This is a genomic window from Mycobacterium sp. NGS56, from assembly GCF_059812425.1.
In genome coordinates this window covers 120712-135937 of sequence record NZ_JCALCQ010000009.1, presented here as the reverse complement: position 1 = coordinate 135937, position 15226 = coordinate 120712, and the positions used below count along the sequence as shown (strand labels likewise).

At 65.9% G+C, this 15226-nt stretch carries 15 protein-coding genes and 1 pseudogene; 11 read left to right on the top strand and 5 right to left on the bottom strand.

Features of this window, described 5'->3' with window-relative positions:
* Nucleotides 1–5: 5 nt before the first annotated feature.
* A pseudogene (locus AC5Y4F_RS19960) lies at nt 6–197 on the top strand (HpcH/HpaI aldolase/citrate lyase family protein); the annotation flags it as partial.
* Between the two features lie 15 nt (nt 198–212).
* Here the strand turns inward: AC5Y4F_RS19960 and AC5Y4F_RS19955 are convergent.
* Nucleotides 213–3596, bottom strand: coding sequence for a pyruvate carboxylase (locus AC5Y4F_RS19955; protein ID WP_499998007.1), 3384 nt, complete (start codon nt 3594–3596; stop codon nt 213–215).
* Between the two features lie 256 nt (nt 3597–3852).
* Between AC5Y4F_RS19955 and AC5Y4F_RS19950 the strand changes: the two genes are divergently transcribed.
* Nucleotides 3853–4002 (top strand): hypothetical protein, encoded by a 150-nt coding sequence (locus AC5Y4F_RS19950; RefSeq protein WP_499998005.1) that lies wholly within the window; start codon nt 3853–3855, stop codon nt 4000–4002.
* Between the two features lie 37 nt (nt 4003–4039).
* Nucleotides 4040–5029 (top strand): D-2-hydroxyacid dehydrogenase family protein, encoded by a 990-nt coding sequence (locus AC5Y4F_RS19945; RefSeq protein ID WP_499998004.1) that lies wholly within the window; start codon nt 4040–4042, stop codon nt 5027–5029.
* A 5-nt stretch (nt 5030–5034) separates the two neighbouring features.
* Here AC5Y4F_RS19945 and AC5Y4F_RS19940 read toward each other — a convergent pair whose 3' ends face one another.
* The 3 genes from AC5Y4F_RS19940 to AC5Y4F_RS19930 are packed head-to-tail and all read right to left on the bottom strand — an operon-like array spanning nt 5035 to nt 7539.
* A complete protein-coding gene (locus AC5Y4F_RS19940) occupies nt 5035–5631 on the bottom strand; it encodes a TetR/AcrR family transcriptional regulator (protein WP_067932469.1) in 597 nt (198 codons plus the stop codon).
* Nucleotides 5628–6401: an SDR family NAD(P)-dependent oxidoreductase gene (locus tag AC5Y4F_RS19935; protein WP_067932467.1), complete on the bottom strand. Its 774-nt coding sequence runs from the start codon at nt 6399–6401 to the stop codon at nt 5628–5630. The genes AC5Y4F_RS19940 and AC5Y4F_RS19935 overlap by 4 nt, the downstream gene beginning before the upstream one ends.
* A 52-nt stretch (nt 6402–6453) precedes the next feature.
* Nucleotides 6454–7539: an NAD(P)H-dependent amine dehydrogenase family protein gene (locus AC5Y4F_RS19930; protein WP_499998084.1), complete on the bottom strand. Its 1086-nt coding sequence runs from the start codon at nt 7537–7539 to the stop codon at nt 6454–6456.
* A 110-nt stretch (nt 7540–7649) separates the two neighbouring features.
* Between AC5Y4F_RS19930 and AC5Y4F_RS19925 the strand changes: the two genes are divergently transcribed.
* From AC5Y4F_RS19925 to AC5Y4F_RS19900, 6 genes are all read left to right on the top strand, one after another.
* Nucleotides 7650–8507: an SDR family oxidoreductase gene (locus AC5Y4F_RS19925; RefSeq protein WP_067932466.1), complete on the top strand. Its 858-nt coding sequence runs from the start codon at nt 7650–7652 to the stop codon at nt 8505–8507.
* A 48-nt stretch (nt 8508–8555) separates the two neighbouring features.
* The gene (locus AC5Y4F_RS19920) at nt 8556–8936 is read left to right on the top strand and encodes a DUF1330 domain-containing protein (protein ID WP_067932464.1); all 381 of its coding nucleotides are present in this window, start codon (nt 8556–8558) and stop codon (nt 8934–8936) included.
* A gap of 66 nt (nt 8937–9002) precedes the next feature.
* Nucleotides 9003–10358, top strand: coding sequence for a WS/DGAT/MGAT family O-acyltransferase (locus AC5Y4F_RS19915; protein WP_067932462.1), 1356 nt, complete (start codon nt 9003–9005; stop codon nt 10356–10358).
* 6 nt (nt 10359–10364) lie between these two features.
* Nucleotides 10365–10850 carry an NUDIX hydrolase gene (locus AC5Y4F_RS19910; protein WP_067932460.1) on the top strand — a complete coding sequence of 162 codons (486 nt, stop codon included), beginning with the start codon at nt 10365–10367 and terminating at the stop codon, nt 10848–10850.
* Nucleotide 10851: 1 nt separating this feature from the next.
* Nucleotides 10852–11757 carry a haloalkane dehalogenase gene (locus tag AC5Y4F_RS19905; protein WP_067932458.1) on the top strand — a complete coding sequence of 302 codons (906 nt, stop codon included), beginning with the start codon at nt 10852–10854 and terminating at the stop codon, nt 11755–11757.
* A 36-nt stretch (nt 11758–11793) separates the two neighbouring features.
* Nucleotides 11794–13053 carry a cytochrome P450 gene (locus AC5Y4F_RS19900; protein ID WP_499998003.1) on the top strand — a complete coding sequence of 420 codons (1260 nt, stop codon included), beginning with the start codon at nt 11794–11796 and terminating at the stop codon, nt 13051–13053.
* On the opposite strand, the gene AC5Y4F_RS19895 is transcribed toward AC5Y4F_RS19900, so the two are convergent.
* Nucleotides 13050–13418, bottom strand: a complete 369-nt coding sequence (locus AC5Y4F_RS19895) for a hypothetical protein (RefSeq protein ID WP_499998001.1) — start codon at nt 13416–13418, stop codon at nt 13050–13052. The two genes, AC5Y4F_RS19900 and AC5Y4F_RS19895, sit on opposite strands and share 4 nt — an antisense overlap.
* 93 nt (nt 13419–13511) lie before the next feature.
* Here AC5Y4F_RS19895 and AC5Y4F_RS19890 point away from each other — a divergent pair, with 93 nt between their 5' ends.
* Both AC5Y4F_RS19890 and AC5Y4F_RS19885 read left to right on the top strand, forming a co-directional pair.
* The gene (locus AC5Y4F_RS19890; protein ID WP_067932452.1) at nt 13512–13802 is read left to right on the top strand and encodes a CDGP domain-containing protein; all 291 of its coding nucleotides are present in this window, start codon (nt 13512–13514) and stop codon (nt 13800–13802) included.
* 120 nt (nt 13803–13922) lie between these two features.
* Nucleotides 13923–15170 carry an HNH endonuclease signature motif containing protein gene (locus tag AC5Y4F_RS19885; RefSeq protein ID WP_499997999.1) on the top strand — a complete coding sequence of 416 codons (1248 nt, stop codon included), beginning with the start codon at nt 13923–13925 and terminating at the stop codon, nt 15168–15170.
* The last annotated feature ends 56 nt before the right edge of the window (nt 15171–15226 follow it).

The window sequence follows — 15226 nt, the reverse complement described above, 5'->3', positions numbered from 1 at the left end:
GTTTCGCCAACGAGGTCTACGCGCCGACCGCCGACGAAATCGCCAGGGCCGAAGCCAATGTCGCTGCGTACCGGGAATCCGAGGCCAACGGACGCGGCGCGACCGGCGTGAACGGTGTCCTGGTCGACGCTGCCCACGTGAAGCAGGCGGAGCGGACGCTGGCGCGCTCGGCGCTGATCAACGGCAGGCGCGCTTGACGGCGGCGATCGCCGCTAGTCGATCACCACCAACAGGTCACCGCCTTCGACCTGTGCCGTCTGCGAGACCGCGATTCGTGCGACCTTTCCGGACTTCGGGGTGGTGACGGCCGCCTCCATCTTCATCGCCTCGATCGTGGCGATCGTCTGACCGGCTTCGACTTCCTGGCCGACGTCGGTGGTCACAGTCACGACGCCGGCAAAAGGCGCCGCGATGTGATCCGGGTTGGCACGGTCGGCCTTCTCGGCGGCGGGCACGTCCGAGGCGACGCTGCGATCACGTACCAGGACGGGTCGTAATTGACCGTTGAGTATGCACATCACGGTGCGCATGCCGCGTTCGTCCGCGTCTGAGACGGCCTCCAGGCCGATCAACAGCTCCACACCGCGCTCCAGCTCGACGCGGTGTTCATCGCCCTGACGCAGTCCGTAGAAGAACTGGTTGGCGCTCAGGCGCGAGGTGTCCCCGTACTGTTCGCGATGGTCCTCGAGCTCCTTGGTCGGCCCGGGGAACAGCAGCCGGTTCAGCGCCGCCTGCCGCTCGACGCCCGGGGTGGCCAACGCCTTTTCGTCGTCGGCCGACAGCGCCTGTTCGGGTTTCGCCGGGCCGCGCCCCTCTAATGCCTTGGTGCGTAACGGCTCGGGCCAGCCGCCCGGTGGGTCACCGAGTTCTCCGCGCAAAAACCCGATCACCGACTCCGGGATGTCGTACCGTGCGGGATCGTCGGCGAATTCTTGCGCGCTGACGCCCGCTCCCACCAGTGCCAGCGCCAGGTCACCGACCACCTTGCTGGAGGGGGTGACCTTGACGAGGTGTCCAAGGATGGCATCGGCTCCGGCGTAGGCGTTTTCGATATCCTCAAATCTATCGCCGAGTCCCAGCGCGATCGCCTGCTGGCGCAGGTTGGACAGCTGGCCGCCCGGAATCTCGTGGTGGTAGACGCGTCCCGTTGGGGCGGGAAGCCCGGATTCAAAGGGCGCATAGACCTTTCGGAGCGCTTCCCAATACGGCTCCAGGTCGCAGACGGCTGAAAGCGATAAGCCGGTGTCGAAGGTCGTGTTGGCCGCGGCGGCCACGATGGACGACAGTGCGGGCTGGCTGGTGGTTCCCGCTAGGGGGGCCGCGGCGCCGTCGACGGCGTCGGCCCCGGCGTGCCACGCCGCCACGTAGCTGGCCAGCTGACCGCCCGGGGTGTCGTGGGTATGCACGTGTACCGGTAGGTCGAATCGCGACTTGAGCGCCGAGACCAGCGTCGCTGCCGCCGGCGCACGCAGCAACCCAGCCATGTCCTTGATCGCCAGCACGTGGGCGCCCGCGTCGACGATCTGTTCGGCCAGCTTCAGGTAATAGTCGAGCGTGTAAAGCTTTTCGGCCGGATCGCTCAGATCCCCGGTGTAGGACATCGCCACCTCGGCCACCGCCGCGCCGGTTTCGCGCACGGCGTCCACCGCCGGCCGCATGGAGTCGACGTTGTTCAACGCGTCGAAGATCCGGAAGATATCGATGCCCGTGGCCGTCGCTTCCTCGACGAACGCCGTCGTCACCGTCTCCGGATAGGGGGTGTAGCCGACGGTGTTGCGCCCGCGCAGCAGCATCTGCAGACAGATGTTGGGCAACGCCTCGCGCAGCGTCGCCAATCGTTCCCACGGGTCTTCTTTCAGGAACCGCAGCGCCACATCGTAAGTCGCCCCGCCCCAGCATTCGATCGACAGCAGTTGCGGTGTGGTCCGCGCGATATAGGGCGCCACCTTGATCAGGCCGCTGGTGCGGACCCGGGTGGCGAGTAGGGATTGGTGCGCGTCGCGGAACGTGGTATCGGTGACGCCGACGCCGGCCGACTGGCGCAACCAGGCCGCAAATCGCTCCGGCCCGAGTTCGGTCAACCGCTGTTTGGAACCGTCCGGGGGCTCAACAGACAAATCGATGTCTGGCAGCTTGTCGTGCGGGTACACCGTCGACGGACGCTCACCGTGCGGCTTGTTGACGGTCACGTCGGCCAGATAGTTGAGGATCTTGGTGCCGCGGTCAGCGGAGCCGCGCGCGGTGAGTAGCTGCGGGCGCTGTTCGATGAACGATGTCGTGATGCGGCCGGCCTGAAAATCACGGTCGTCCAGGACCGCTTGCAGGAACGGAATATTCGTCGACACACCCCGGATCCGAAACTCCGCGACCGCGCGTCGTGCCCGGCGCACGGCCGTCGCGAAATCGCGGCCCCGGCATGTCAATTTGATCAACATCGAGTCGAAGTGGGCGCTGATATCGGCGCCCAGCGTCGTGCCGCCATCCAACCGGATTCCCGCGCCGCCGGGCGTGCGATAGGCGGTGATTCGGCCGGTGTCCGGGCGGAAACCGTTCGCCGGATCCTCAGTGGTGATCCGGCACTGCAACGCCGCGCCGTGGGGGACGATCGAATCCTGGGTCAAACCAATGTCTTTTAGGCTCTGTCCCCCGGCGATGCGCAGCTGCGCCGACACCAGGTCGACATCGGTGATCTCCTCGGTGACCGTATGCTCCACCTGGATTCGGGGATTCATCTCGATGAACACGTGATTGCCGCGTTCATCGAGTAGGAATTCGACCGTGCCGGCACACGTATACCCGATGCTCCGCGCGAATGTCACCGCGTCTGCGCAGATCTGTTGGCGCAGCTCTGGGTCCAGATTCGGTGCCGGCGCAATCTCGACGACCTTCTGGTGGCGGCGCTGCACACTGCAGTCGCGCTCGTAGAGGTGCATGACATTGCCCTGGCTGTCGGCCAGGATTTGCACCTCGATGTGCCGCGGGTCGATCACCGCCTGCTCGAGGAACACCGAGGCATCCCCGAACGCTGATTCGGCCTCGCGGCTGGCGGCCTCGATCGCCTCGGGCAGCGAGGCGGTGTCGACCACCCGGCGCATCCCCCGTCCGCCGCCACCGGCGACCGCCTTGACGAATAGCGGGAAGGTCATCGACTCGGCGGCCGCCAGCAGCTCGTCGACCGACGTCGAGGGTGCCGAAGAAGCCAGCACCGGAAGGCCGGCTTCGCGCGCCGCCGCGACCGCCCGCGACTTGTTGCCCGTGAGCTCGAGCACCTCTGCGCTCGGGCCGACGAAGGTGATGCCCGCCGCCGCGCACGCCGCCGCCAGGTCCGGATTCTCCGACAAGAAGCCGTAGCCGGGATAAATCGCGTCCGCTCCGCAAGCCTGTGCCGTCGCGACGATGTCGTCGACCGATAGGTATGCGCGAACCGGGTGGCCCTCCTCGCCGATCTGATAGGACTCGTCGGCCTTGAGCCGATGCACGGAATTGCGGTCCTCATAGGGGTAGATCGCGACCGTGCCTATTTCCAGCTCATAGGCCGCGCGGAACGCGCGGATCGCTATCTCCCCGCGATTGGCGACCAGTACCTTCGCAAACACGGTCTTTACGATAGAGCGCGCTGCGGGGGCCGACATACCCGCTCAGTGGACGGATCAGCTCGTTGGACGCGGTCTGCTCCATGATGTGTGCCGTCCACCGGTGATCCGGCTCATGGCGGGGCGGTTCGCTTGAGCCCGCCATGTCGGTCGTGTACACGCTTTGATGGCTATGTAGACCCCGAAAGCCAGCGTGATCCAGCCGATGAACGGCAGCGCCGCCGCTCTGCGAACATCGTGCGGCGGTGGGTTGAGCGCCATGAGCGCGCCGCTGATCATCCATGCCGACCGAGCAGAAATACAGCGAGCCGAGGCCCACTCGATGAATATGCGGTGGGTGTTCGGCAATGTCCACGGGTCGGCCCACATGCAGACCACCGTCGCGACCTTGACGGCGCCCGCGACGTGATGTTCCAGTGAGTCATGCAGGTGAGTGGGGAGACCGCATGCCCAAGGTAGCGATTCTGGACGACTACGCCGGCGTGGCGTTACAGGTTAGCGACTGGTCACCGGTGCAAAAGCGGGCCGAGGTAACCGTTTTCGGCCGCCACCTTGGTGAAGACGAGGCCGCCGAGGCCTTGCGGCCGTTTGATGTGGTGTGCACCCTGCGAGAGCGAATGGCGTTTCCGCGGACCTTGATCGAGCGGCTACCGAACCTGAAGCTGCTCACTATTGTCGGCAGGAGCCTGCCGAACATGGACATGGCCGCGGCCGGCGAGCACGCTATTCTGGTGGCGCACTCGGATTTTTCCCATCCCCGATTCAGGTCCATGCGCGACGCCACGCCGGAACTCGCCTGGGGTCTGATGATTGCGACGGTGCGCAATCTCGCCGAAGAGCATCGCAGCATGCGTGATGGCGGGTGGCAGACCAGCGCGGGTATGACCTTGTCCGGTAAGACCCTCGGCCTGCTCGGGCTGGGCAGGGTCGGCAGACGCATGGCCGAGTACGCCAGGGCCTTTGACATGGATGTCATCGCGTGGAGTCGCAATCTCACCGAGGACGCCGCCGCGAGTGCGGGCGCACGCCGAGTCGATAAGGCCACGCTGTTCGCATCCTCGGACGTGGTCTCCATTCACCTGGTGCTCTCGGAACGCACCCGGGGACTGGTCGGCGAAGCGGAACTGGCGCTGATGAAGCCACACGCCTACCTGATCAACACCTCCAGGGGGCCGATCGTCGACGAGGCGTCCCTGCTGGCCGCGCTGGAAACCGGGCGCATCGCCGGGGCGGGCCTCGACGTCTATGACACCGAGCCGCTGCCGAAAGACCATCGGCTGCGGCAGCTTTCAAACGTGACGCTGTCTCCCCACCTGGGATATGTCACGCGTGAAATGCTGGGCGTCTTCTACTCCGAAACGGTGGAATCGGTGCTGGCGTGGCTGGACGGGACGCCCATTCGGCTCGCCAATCCCGAAGTGCTGCAGCGGCACTGAACAACTCATTTCCGTTTCCAGTGCCCAGATTTGACCGCCTCCAGCGCATCGGTGACGTAGCGGTCCAGTGGCCACGGTGTCCCCGACCGTCGCACCCACTGCTGAAAGGCGAAGTCGGCGGCCGCGAACGCGAGTTGAACCAGCAGGCCCGGACGAATGTCGGCCTCGGGGTCGGCGCCCATCCGTTCGGCGATCAGCTTGGTGGCTCGCTCCTTATCGGCCGGCCGGTGCACCGTGACCTTGGCGAGCAGGTCGGGCGCCACCAGCAGGGCTTCGCGCCATTCCTCGGTGTCGGCCTGCTGGAATGAGCGGGTCCGCGTGACGATGGCGTTGATCAAGGCGACATCGGGTGGCTCGGCGGCGGGCCGCCCCTCGAGGAGATTGACGATCGCGGCGCCACCGTATCGCACCGGGGCGAGCAGAAGTTCTTCTTTCGCCGGCACATGCCGGAAGAACGTGCGTGGCGAAACGCCTGCGGCCGTGGCGATCTCCTCTGTAGTCACCGCGTCGTACCCGCGCTCGACGAATAGGCGAAACGCCGCACGCCGAATATCGGCCCGGATCTGCGCGCGCTGCCGGTCGCGAAGCGACTCGCCGGTCATCGGAAGCAGCCGATCCCACCGTCGACGTGAATGGTCTGTCCGGTGATGAAGGTGGCGTCATCGCCGAGTAGGAACGCCACCAGCGCACCCACGTCAGTGCGGACGTCGCCGATACGCTTCATCGGGACCCGCCCCACGGCCTTGTCGTACTCCTTGGGCGCGAACGACTTCCAGAACTTGACGCCGTCCGATTCGGCGAAGGGGCAGATGACATTGACACGGATGTTGTCGCGCCCCCATTCCAGCGCGGCCACCTTCGACAGCCCGCGGATGCCTTCCTTGGCCGCGGCATAGCCGCCCCACTTGGGTTCGCCGCCCGTGCCCGTCCCCGAACCGAGGTTGACGATCGATCCGCCGCCGGCCTCCACCATCAACGGGTGCACGGCCTGCATCAGCAGGAACGTCGCGCGGGGGCCCACGTCATAGCCGAGGGCCAGGTCTTCGGTGGTGATGTCGACGAACGCCTTCGGCTCGTTGGTGGCGATGGCGTTGTTGACCAGGCCGTGAACCGTGCCGAAAGCGTCAACCGCTGCGGCCACGATACGCTGCGCGCTGTCCGGGTCGCGCAAATCCGCGACGAGCCGTTCCATCCGCCCGATCGACTCGAGTTCGATGGCGGTCCTGTTCAGCACCTCCTCCTGGATGTCAACCAGTAGCACCGCCGCACCGCGTTCGAGGAGCGCTGCGGCGACGCCCTTTCCGACGCCTTGGGCGGCACCGGTGACGATCGCGACGTGCCCACGCATCGAATCGTGGTGGCTGTAGCTCATCTGGCGGGTCCCATCTGCAGCCCTACACCCCGCTGCATTTCGAGGAACTCGGTCATGGCTTTCCCGCGGCGAGGCCGGGAGCCGGACGTCCGGCGAACAGCGGCAAGTCGAGATAGGTCTTGATGCCCGGCTCGGCGGCGCAGACGCCAGGAATGGCGTTGACGCAGTGGTTGGCGGTGACCACGACGCCCGGATTCTTCACCAGGCCCTCCGCGATCGTCTCCGGTTGCAGACCCTTGAAGGTCAGACTCACGTCGGGGTCACCGGTGATCTCGACCTCGAAGCGCTCACCCCGCCCGCCGAAATTCCAGGCCGGGGCCAGATCTTCCTCACCCATCAGCCAGTTGACCGCCGCGGTGATGACCGGCTCGCCATCGACGAGGGCCTGCCAGCGGAACCGGCGTGCGGCCACCGTGCCGGTCGTGATCGGGAAGGGATCGTAGTCGATGTCGGCGGTCGCCACGGCGACGTCCTGAACCGTCCTGATGTCGGGATCGATGCGAAAGCCCATGTGGTCGGCGATCATCCGCACCGACTGCTTGAAACCCCCTGCTAGCAGACCGGCCATCGGCCCCTGTGTGGCTTCCTCCGGGGTACCCCCGAATCCCATGATGTGGCGCACCACGTCCGGCGCGTTGTAGGTGCGGATGTCGGAGAACTCTTCGGCACGCACGTGCGTGATCGCCGACGACAGGGAGGACACCATGAGCGGGAACCGTTCTGTGATGCCGCCGGGGTGAATGCCCGAACCATGCAGCGTCACACCGCCTTCCGTCGCGGCGTCGGCGACGGCCCGGTGACGCTTGTTGTCCGGGTCGGGGTAGACCCAGCCAACGGGTGTGACCACGTTCTTGCCGGACCGCAGAATGGCGATCACTTCGTCGTCGTTGGGTATCAGCGGGCTGTACATGACGCAGTCGGCATCCAACGCCAGTATTTCGTCGATGCTGGTGGTGGCGGTGACGCCAAGCTCCTGTGTGCCGACGATCCGGCCGACATCGACACCGTTTTTGTCCGCGCTGTGCACCCAGCACCCCACCAGCTCCAGCTGTGGGTGATTGATGACGCACCCGATCGCCGCTTTGCCCACGCCCCCAGTGGCCCACTGGATGACGCGGAATTTGGCTGGCCTGCTCATCATTGACCTCCCGGACGGTGCGCTCTTTACACATCGGCGAATGAAATGGCAGGCTATGACTGGATGACAGTGACTGTCAACAATCGGTGGTTTCGTGAGAGGGTCTGTTAATGGGCGTCCTCGACGGCAAGGTCGCGATCGTCACCGGCACCAGCCGCGGCGTGGGCGTGGGCATCGCCCATGAACTGCTGCGCGCCGGTGCGACCGTGATCGGCTGCTCGCGGTCACCGCTGCCCACCATTCCCGGCATCGAACCGGAGTGGGCGGACCGCGCTTCCCAACAGGTGTGCGATCAGGGTGACCATGGCTCGATCGACACGTTCGTCGCCGGGGTCGTGGCTACCCACGGTCGGGTCGACATCCTGGTGAACAATGCCGGAGGAACCGTTCCCGCGCCGCATGCCGAAAGCATTCCCGAACTGGTGCAACGCATTCAGGGCGCGCCCGCCGCCGACGACGATTACGCGCGCACGGCCCTGTTTCACGCCTTCGCCGTGCAGATGAACCTCATCAGCCCATTGTGGTTCGCGATCCGCGCTTATCGGCAGATGCAAACCCAGGACGGCGTCGGGTGCATCATCAACATCTCCAGCGGCGCCGGACATCCGGCCGGGTCTCCGACCCTGGTCTCCTACGGCGCGGCCAAAAGCGGTCTCAACCACCTCACCCGCTCCCTGGCCGAAGAGTGGGGGCCCACGGTGCGGGTCAACTGCATCGCCCTGGGCCCGACGATGACGGAGAACTTCCGATCGTTCGTGCTACCCAAGGACGACCCCGATGGCGCAGAGTATTTCGCCGCCGTCCCGTTGCGTCGCGCCGGCGAGCCCGCCGAAGTCGGGCGGGTCTGCGTTTTCCTCGCCGGTGGACAGGCCGACTTCGTCAACGGCACCACCATCGAGTGCGACGGTGGGATGCTGCCCGGTGTGCTCTATGACGCGGGCCTGAAGACGATCACGGATCTGCTGTAACCACGCCCCCGCATGTATTCAGAAGGTAACCAGCGCAGGGAGATTCACATGAGCAGCTTGCAGCCGACGCCCGAGCAGTTCGCCGCGCTCGCGGCGCGACCGGTTGATGCGCCGGTGGTGATGGTCAACCTGTTGAAGTTCAAGCCGGAGGGCGGCCTGCAGAGCTACGTGCAATACGGTCGAGAAGTGGCTCCACACCTGGAACGCGTGGGCGCCACCCTGCGGTATGCGGGGGGTGCGCCATCGGTGGTGATCGGCGATGGCGAACGACCTTGGTGGGACGCGATTCTCATCGTCGAGTACCCAACCCCGCAGGCCTTCGTCGACATGGTGACGACCCGGGAGTACGCCAAGGTGCACGAGCACCGCTCCGCCGGGCTGGAACGCGGGGATTTGATCGCGACCTCGACATGGTCGGTCGTGACCTGATGATCTGACGCGGGTCCAATCCCGCGTTAGCTTCCCGGATCAGGCCGAAATGGGTCTAATAGGTGGATGGAACTGATGATGCCCACCGACGCGATCTTTCTTCTGGGGGAATCTCGCGAACATCCCATGCACGTCGGAGGCTTGCAGTTGTTCGAGCCCCCGCCGGGCGCCGGCCGCGGCTTCGTTAGTGAGCTGTACAAGAGCCTGGCCGCTCAGCGGGATTTCCAGCCCACATTTCGCAAGCGTCCCGCGAGCTTTGTCGGCGGAGTCGCGAACCTTGGCTGGTCGTACGACGACGCCGTCGACATCGACTACCACGTCCGACGCTCGGCGCTGCCGTCCCCCAAACGCGTCCGCGAGTTGCTGGAGCTCACCTCGCGGTGGCACAGCAGCCTGCTGGATCGTCACCGCCCGCTGTGGGAGACACACATCGTCGAAGGTCTCAAAGATGGCCGGTTCGCCATCTACACGAAAGTGCACCACGCGCTGATCGACGGTGTCTCCGCGCAGAAGCTGATGCAGCGCGCATTGACCACCGACCCCGAGGACCCCGAGATTCGCGCCCCGTGGACTCTGCCTAAGCCCAAGCGCAAGTCCAGTCCGTCGTCTCCATTGAGCTCATTGGCCCGCACAGCGGGATCCCTTGCGGCACTGGCTCCCTCGACGATCGGGTTGGCGCGCGCGGCGCTGTTCGAGCAGCAACTGACGTTGCCCTTCGGGGCGCCGAAGACGATGTTGAACGTCAAGATCGGCGGTGCCCGCCGGTGTGCCGCGCAGTCCTGGTCACTGGACCGGATCAAGAACGTGAAGAAGGCGGCGGGGGTGACGGTGAACGACGTCGTCTTGGCTATGTGCTCAGGCGCCCTGCGCTATTACCTGCTCGAGCAAGACGCGCTGCCGGACACACCGCTGATCGCGATGGTCCCGGTGAGCCTGCGCACGGAGGAAGAGGCTGATGCCGGCGGCAACCTGGTCGGCGCCATTCTGTGCAACCTCGCCACCGACGCCGATGACCCCGCCCAGCGTCTGCTGACCATCAGCGACTCGATGCGCAGCAACAAGAAAGTGTTCTCGCAGTTACCGCGTTTCCAGGCGCTGGCGCTCTCGGCCGTCAACACGTCAGCGCTGGCGTTGGCGGCGGTCCCGGGCTGGGTGTCCTCGACGTCACCACCGTTCAACATCATCATTTCGAATGTGCCGGGCCCGACACAGCCGATCTACTACGGGGGCGCCCGGCTCGACGGCAACTACCCGCTGTCCATCGCGCTGGACGGCCAAGCTCTGAACATCACCCTGGCCAGCAACGCCGGCAATCTGGACTTCGGCCTAGTGGGTTGCCGGCGCAGCGTGCCGCACCTGCAACGCCTGCTCGCGCACCTGGAGTCCTCGCTCAAGGATCTGGAACGCGCTGTGGGAGAATAGGCCTCGATGGCCAAACTGAGCGCGGGTGTGATGTTGTACCGGACCCGCGACCGCGTCGTCGAGGTCTTGCTCGCGCATCCGGGTGGGCCATTCTGGGCCCGCAAAGACGACGGCGCGTGGTCGATCCCGAAAGGCGAGTACACCGATGGGGAAGATCCCTGGGCGGCCGCGCAGCGGGAGTTCGCAGAGGAGCTGGGGCTACCGGTGCCGGCCGGGCCCCGCATCGACCTAGGTCAGCTGAAACAATCCGGCGGTAAGGTCGTGACCGCCTTCGCCGTCCATAGCGACCTCGACATCGCCGACGCGCGCAGCAACACTTTCGAATTGGAGTGGCCGAAAGGATCGGGCACGCTCCGGGAGTTTCCGGAGGTCGATCGCGTGGGCTGGTTCGCGGTGGCGACCGCGCGTGTCAAATTGCTGAAAGGCCAGCACGGTTTTCTCGATCGCTTGATGGCGGATCCGGGCCTGGCCGGACTATCCGAAGGGTCGTGACATGCAAACGCTGCGGACACCCGAGGACCGCTTCGCCGGTCTTCCCGATTTCCCTTACACCCCAAGGTATTGCGAATTGCCCGACGCCGAAGGCGGCGCGCTGCGCGTGGCCTGGGTCCAGGACGGCCCGGAAAGCGCCGACCCCATTCTCATGCTGCACGGCGAACCGTCGTGGTCATTTCTGTACCGCAAGATGATGCCGATCCTCGCCGCCGCCGGTCATCGCGTCATCTGCCCCGACCTAGTCGGGTTCGGGCGCTCGGACAAGCCGACCCGCCGCGAAGACCACAGCTACGCCCGCCATGTCGAGTGGATGCGAGCGGTGGCCTTCGATGTCCTCGACCTGCACGACGTCACACTGGTAGGTCAGGACTGGGGTGGACTGATCGGATTGCGCCTTGCCGCAGAACATCCCGAACGGTTCGCTCGACTGGTGGTCGCCAACACCGGGCTACCGAATGGCGAGCAGCCCATGGCCGATGTCTGGTGGAAGTTCCGCGAAGCGATCACCTCGGCGCCGACGTTGAACATCGGCGCGTTCGTCCAGGGCGGCTGCCGCCAAAAGATGAGCGAGGAGGTGCGCGCCGGCTATGACGCGCCCTTCCCCACCGACGACTACTGCGCCGGGCCGCGCGCCATGCCCGGCCTGGTGCCCACCTCACCGGACGACCCCGCCGCGGTGGCTAACAAGACCGCCTGGACCATGCTTTCGGCCAGCCCGACACCCATGCTGGTCGCCTTCAGCGACAGCGACCCGATCACCGGACCGATGGCCGCCATCTTCCAGCGCCAGATGCGTGGCGCCCAGGGGATCGACCACCCGGTAATCCGTGGCGCCGGCCATTTCGTGCAGGAGGATGCCGGAGCGGAGCTGGCCGGCCACATCGTGGAGTTCTTGCGCCGCTGAGTAAGGGGGGCGCCGGGCGCCGGGCACAATGTCAGGATGACGACCGCGCCTGCCGAGTCCACCAAGCCCGGTCAATTGTTGGTACAGCTGTTGGACCCGGCCGTCCGTGCGGACCCCTACCCGCTGTTCGCGCAGTTTCGTGAACGCGGGTCGATCGCCTTGCCGGAAGGCAACCTCGCGGTGTTCTCGACCTACCGTGACTGCGACGACGCCTTGCGCCACCCGTCGTCGAGTAACGACAGGAGCAAGTCGAAGGCCGCCCGCGCGCAGGTCGAAGCGCAGACCCGCCAGCTCATCGAGACGGGTGCCAAGGCGCCGCCGCCGAGCCCGCCGGGCTTCTTGTTTCAGGACCCGCCGGACCACACCCGGCTGCGGAAACTGGTCAGCAAGGCGTTCGCACCGAAAGTGGTGAACGCGCTGCAGCCCGACATCACCGCGCTCATAACCGGGTTGCTCGACCGGATCGCCGAGAAGGAGCGGTTCGAAGTCGTCGAAGACCTCGCCTACCCATTGCCGGTAGCGGTGATTTGCCGACTGCTCGGCGTGCCGCTCGAGGACGAGCCACAGTTCAGCCGCGTGTCCGCGCTGCTGGCGCAATCACTGGACCCGTTCGTCGCCTTCACCGGAGCGCCATCAGACAACTTCACAGAGCGGATGGCCGCCGGAATGTGGTTGCGCGCCTACCTGCACGGCCTGATCGACCGGCGACGCTCGCGGCCCGGCGACGACCTGATGTCCGGACTGATCGCCGTGGAAGAGTCAGGCGACCAGCTGACCGCCGAGGAGATCGTCTCCACCTGCGTCCTGTTGCTGGTCGCCGGTCACGAGACCACGGTGAACCTGATCGGCAACGCGGTGCTGGCGATGCTGCGCCAACCGTCGCAATGGACCGCGCTCGGCGCCGACGCCAGCCGTGCTCCCGCGGTCATCGAGGAGACGTTGCGCTATGACCCGCCGGTGCAGATGATCGCCCGAACCGCCGGCGACGACATGGCAATTGGGGGCATTGAGGTGCCCGAGGGCGACATCATGATGCTGCTGACCGCCGCCGCCCAGCGCGATCCCGCCGAGTATGACCGCCCCGATGTCTTCGATCCGGATCGGAAAGCGATGCGGCACTTAGGATTCGGTCGCGGCGCGCATTACTGCCTGGGTGCGCCGCTGGCCAGGCTGGAAGCCGGGGTGGCCCTGTCGGCGGTGACGGCGCGATTTCCGAACGCCCGATTGGACAGTGAGCCCCAGTACAAGCCCAATGTGACGCTGCGCGGGCTATCGCAGCTCACGGTCAGGGTCTAGTCCCGTTCCCACGGCGGGCTTTCGTCCATCTTCTTGTAGTACTTCGCCAAGTGGCTCTTGATCCGATCGACATCGGACTCGGGCACGTCGATGCCGCCCCGCGCCCCGTCCATGATCGCGCCCGCCGCCATCACGCCGCGGGGTACGGCCTTCAGGTTGCCGTCGATGACATCGGCGATCAGCAGCTTGTAGGCCGTGAAATTGTCCTTTTTATCCGCGTCGTACCAGACGTGCGCGTCGCGGTACTTCTGGTTCGGACCGTCCTGTGCGTCGGCCCACTTACGCACCCGCGTTTCGGTCGCGTCCCCATCCCATTTGCGGTCACGATCGGCCAACGGCAGGTCTTGAAAGGCTGTGACTGACATGGTTGCCGCGTGCCCGCTCCGATCGGGATCAAACGCGGCTAAACCGTGTGTTTGCAGTCGCACAGACGGTAGCGTCGTTGACGGGAGGCAACCATGAAGCGGTGCATCGTCGGAGGATTCGCTGCCTTGCTGCTGGCCGCACACTGGATCGCCGCATCGCCACCCGCCCGCGCCGGCTGTCAGTACGGGGGACCCGTACTCAGCAAGTGCGACGGACCCGTCCAGCCCGACGGCACCTGGCAACGTTGTGTGGCCGTCACCCGCTTGGTTCCCAATGGCATGAGTTCGTACCTCGTGCCCGACAATCACTGCGGTCTGATGGGTCCCGGCCAGCAGCCCTCGGATTTCACCTTCGCCGACCCGCCGACGCACATCGACGGCTGAGCCGCCGCTTCGGCTCATGATTCGGGGTCCGCGGTCGTCACGCGGCTTGGTAATGCGGTCACTTGCCGTCGCCGTATTGGGTGGCCCGGATTTGTCGTACCCGGTTGCGATGATGAGGCCATGTCTTCGACTGCAACGCCTCCGGTCGCGGTGAGCCCTGCCGAGCGGCTGGAGGTGCTGTTCGACGAGCTGGCGGAGTTGACAGGTCAGCGCAACGCGATTGATGGGCGCATCGTGGAGATCGTGGCCGAGATTGATCGCGACGAGCTCGGCGGCGTCACGGGCGCACGGTCGGTTCCGGCGTTGGTGGCCTGGAAGATGGGCTCGTCATCGGCGAACGCCCATACGATCACCACCGTCGCGCGCCGGCTCGAGGCGTTTCCTCGTTGCGCCCAAGGCCTGCGGGAGGGCCGACTGTCGCTCGACCAGGTTGGCGTCATCGCCGCGCGGGCCGGGGAGGGGTCTGATGAGCACTATGCGCAGCTGGCCGCCGTCGCGACGGTTAACCAGCTGCGTACGGCGGTCAAGCTGGAACCCCGACCCGAACCCGATTCTCGGCCTGAACCGCAGCGCTCGATCACCGTGACCTCCGGCGAGGGGTTTACCTGTTGGCGGATCACACTTCCACACCTGGATGCGGCGAAGTTCGACACGGCGCTGGCGTCGCATCGTGATGCGCTAATCGCCGAATGGAAGCACGATCGGAGCAATGCCGAGGGCGCCAGCGATCAGGCGCCGCCGTTGCCGAGCAACGGTGAAGCGTTTATGCGCCTGGTCGAGGCCGGATGGGACGCTGAGGCGGCCCGCCGGCCACACGGCCATCAGACCACGGTGGTGGTGCACGTCGATGCTCAGCAGCCCGTCGCGGCGCTGCATCTCGGTCCGCTGCTCAGCGACGCCGAACGTCGATACCTGACCTGTGATGCCACCTGCGAAGTGTGGTTCGAACGTGACGGCGAGGTCATCGGTGCGGGCCGTGCGACGCGGGTGATCAACCGACGGCTGCGCCGCGCGCTCGAGCACCGTCATCCCGCGTGCGTGGTTCCGGGTTGTGGGGCCACCCGCGGTCTGCACGCACACCACATCCGGCACTGGGAGGACGGGGGTCTGACCGACTTGGCCAACCTGGTGTTGGTATGTCCTTATCACCATCGGTTGCACCACCGGGGCGTCATCGCCATCGTCGGACGCGCCGACGATCTCGGCGTCACCGACAGCTCCGGGCGACCACTGCGCCCGGGATCGGTCGCGCGCCCACCAACTCAACCCCCGCCCACCGTCCCGCCGTGTCCCGGGCCCACCGGCGAGCGCGCCGACTGGTGGTGGTACGACCCCTTCCAGCCGCAACCACCACCGACAACCAACTAGATAGCTCACCGGCATTGGAAAACCTCAAACGTGTTGAGGTATCAAGAAATTCGTTG

Coding starts and splice junctions, on each gene's coding strand:
- AC5Y4F_RS19915 (WP_067932462.1), top strand. CDS start 9,003: ATGGAACTGATGATGCCCACCGACGCGATCTTTCTTCTGGGGGAATCT.
- AC5Y4F_RS19910 (WP_067932460.1), top strand. CDS start 10,365: ATGGCCAAACTGAGCGCGGGTGTGATGTTGTACCGGACCCGCGACCGC.
- AC5Y4F_RS19940 (WP_067932469.1), bottom strand. CDS start 5,631: ATGACCGGCGAGTCGCTTCGCGACCGGCAGCGCGCGCAGATCCGGGCC.
- AC5Y4F_RS19900 (WP_499998003.1), top strand. CDS start 11,794: ATGACGACCGCGCCTGCCGAGTCCACCAAGCCCGGTCAATTGTTGGTA.
- AC5Y4F_RS19935 (WP_067932467.1), bottom strand. CDS start 6,401: ATGAGCTACAGCCACCACGATTCGATGCGTGGGCACGTCGCGATCGTC.
- AC5Y4F_RS19905 (WP_067932458.1), top strand. CDS start 10,852: ATGCAAACGCTGCGGACACCCGAGGACCGCTTCGCCGGTCTTCCCGAT.
- AC5Y4F_RS19895 (WP_499998001.1), bottom strand. CDS start 13,418: ATGTCAGTCACAGCCTTTCAAGACCTGCCGTTGGCCGATCGTGACCGC.
- AC5Y4F_RS19885 (WP_499997999.1), top strand. CDS start 13,923: ATGTCTTCGACTGCAACGCCTCCGGTCGCGGTGAGCCCTGCCGAGCGG.
- AC5Y4F_RS19930 (WP_499998084.1), bottom strand. CDS start 7,539: ATGAGCAGGCCAGCCAAATTCCGCGTCATCCAGTGGGCCACTGGGGGC.
- AC5Y4F_RS19890 (WP_067932452.1), top strand. CDS start 13,512: ATGAAGCGGTGCATCGTCGGAGGATTCGCTGCCTTGCTGCTGGCCGCA.
- AC5Y4F_RS19920 (WP_067932464.1), top strand. CDS start 8,556: ATGAGCAGCTTGCAGCCGACGCCCGAGCAGTTCGCCGCGCTCGCGGCG.
- AC5Y4F_RS19945 (WP_499998004.1), top strand. CDS start 4,040: ATGCCCAAGGTAGCGATTCTGGACGACTACGCCGGCGTGGCGTTACAG.
- AC5Y4F_RS19950 (WP_499998005.1), top strand. CDS start 3,853: ATGAGCGCGCCGCTGATCATCCATGCCGACCGAGCAGAAATACAGCGA.
- AC5Y4F_RS19925 (WP_067932466.1), top strand. CDS start 7,650: ATGGGCGTCCTCGACGGCAAGGTCGCGATCGTCACCGGCACCAGCCGC.